At 72.4% G+C, this 2,090-nt stretch carries 2 protein-coding genes and 1 pseudogene; 1 reads left to right on the top strand and 2 read right to left on the bottom strand.

Annotated features, from left to right (window positions below; genetic code table 11):
- A partial coding sequence (locus tag H5J33_RS32505; RefSeq protein ID WP_181798309.1) for a DUF3492 domain-containing protein occupies positions 1 to 287 on the bottom strand: 287 nt, incomplete at its 3' end.
- A 23-nt stretch (positions 288 to 310) separates the two neighbouring features.
- On the opposite strand from H5J33_RS32505, the pseudogene pelF reads away from it, so the two are divergent.
- Positions 311 to 1,177 (top strand): annotated as a pseudogene (pelF, locus tag H5J33_RS32500) (GT4 family glycosyltransferase PelF); the annotation flags it as partial.
- A gap of 222 nt (positions 1,178 to 1,399) precedes the next feature.
- Here pelF and H5J33_RS32495 read toward each other — a convergent pair.
- The coding region (locus H5J33_RS32495; RefSeq protein ID WP_181798308.1) for a dihydrolipoamide acetyltransferase family protein at positions 1,400 to 2,090 on the bottom strand (691 nt) is incomplete at its 5' end.

The raw sequence follows: 2,090 nt of genomic DNA, 5'->3' as shown, positions 1-2,090 counted from the left end.
CGGTCCTCGGCCGCGGGGTCGAGCAGCGCGGTCAGGAAGCGTTCGTAGGCGTCGGCGAGCCGGGAAAGGGCCCGGCCCCGGGGCGGGCGGCCCTCGGGCGGGGCGCCCCACATGGGCACCGACAGCACGCTGTGGACGTGGCCGGGCAGTTCCCATACGACGGGTTCGCGTCCGGTGCCGGTGACGGCGACGACGTCGAAGTCGAGGTCGGGCATGCCCTGGACGAGCTGGTCGCACCAGACGCTGACGCCGCCATGGCTGTGCGGGTAGGTGCCTTCGGTGAGCAGGGTGACGTGCGCCGCGCCGGGGCGGCGCGCGCCGTGCTGAACGTTACCTCGGCTATCGCACCGCCCCCTACCGCTGGCCGGTGAAGGCCGTCGTCCTCGGCTTCTTCCGGCTGCTGGCCGAGGAGAGCTACCGGCGGGCCGCCCTGATCACCCCCGGCAACCGCTACAACCGGCTGTGGGAGGAACAGGGCGGCGCCGACCCCCGGTCCATCCGCACCGTCTACAACGGCGTGGACCCGGCCGCCTTCCCGCCCGCCGGCCCCGAACCGGAGACACCCACCCTCAGCTGGGCCGGCCGGGTCGACCCCATCAAGGACCTGGAGACCCTCATCCGCGCCTTCGCCCTGGTCCGCAAGGAGATACCCGAGGCGCGGCTGCGCCTCTTCGGCGGCACCCCCCGCGGCGGGGAGGCGTACCGGGAACGCTGCGAGGCGCTCGCCGCCGACCTGGGCCACGCCGACGCCGTCACCTTCGAGGGCCGGGTCGACGACATCAAGGACGCCTACGCGGCCGGGAACGTGGTGATGCTCTCCAGCATCAGCGAGGGCTTCCCGTTCACCCTGATCGAGGCCATGTCCTGCGGCCGGGCCACCGTCTCCACCGACGTCGGCGGGGTCCGCGAGGCCGTCGGCGACACCGGCCTCGTCGTCCCGCCGCGCGACCCGGACCGCATGGCGGCGGCGGCACTCGAACTGCTCGCCGACGCCGGACGCCGCCGGGCGATGGGCGAGGCCGCCCGGCTGCGCGTGATCGAACAGTTCACGCTGCGCCAGACGATCGACACCTTCCGCTCCATCTACCTCGAACTGCCCTACCACGCACGGCCGTTGCCCGAACCCACCGCACGCGGGCGGCGCCCGCGGACCGCCGCGGGGAGCCTGGCCGGATGAGCGGGCCCATGGCGCTCGAACCGGGCGGCGCCGAACAGGACACCCTCGCCCTGCGGCTCGCCCGGCCACCGGCCCGCGGCGACGACCGCACCCTCGCCCTGCGCGCCCGGCTGTCTACCGACTGACCGAGCTACCTCACCGCGCCGGATGACGAAGGGGGCGGTCGCAAGAGATAGTTGCGGCCGTCCCCTTCGCCTGTCAGACGTTACCCACCGACGGGTCTCAACCCCAGGTGATCAACCGCTTCGGCTGCTCCAGGATCGCCGCCACGTCCGCCAGCACCTTGGAGCCCAGCTCGCCGTCGACCAGGCGGTGGTCGAAGGAGAGGGCGAGGGTGGTGACCTGACGCGGCTTCACCTTGCCCTTGTGGACCCACGGCTGGAGCTTGATCGCGCCGACCGCGAGGATCGCGGACTCCCCGGGGTTCAGCAGGGGCGTGCCGGTGTCGACGCCGAAGACGCCGACGTTGGTGATGGTCACCGTGCCGCCCTGCATCGCCGCCGGTGAGGTCTTGCCCTCGCGGGCCGTCGTCACCAGCTCGCCGAGCGCCTCGGCCAGCTGCGGGAGCGTCTTGTCGTGCGCGTCCTTGATGTTCGGCACGATCAGCCCGCGGGGGGTGGCCGCGGCGATGCCCAGGTTGACGTAGTGCTTGAGCACGATCTCCTGGTTGGCCTCGTCCCAGGAGGCGTTGATCTCCGGGTTGCGCTTGATGGCGACCAGCAGGGCCTTGGCGATCAGCAGGAGCGGGTTGACCCGCAGGCCCTGCATGTCCTTGTCCTGCTTCAGCTCATCGACGAGCCGCATCGTGCGGGTCACGTCCACCGTCACGAACTCGGTGACGTGCGGTGCCGTGAACGCGGAACCCACCATCGCCTGCGCGGTGGCCTTGCGGACGCCCTTGACCGGGACGCGG

Origin of the sequence: Streptomyces sp. WELS2, from assembly GCF_013870595.1 — a bacterium.
Taxonomy (GTDB): Bacteria; Actinomycetota; Actinomycetes; order Streptomycetales; family Streptomycetaceae; genus Streptomyces.
Note: the sequence above shows the minus strand (reverse complement) of the source record. Positions and strands in the feature narration are given on the sequence as shown.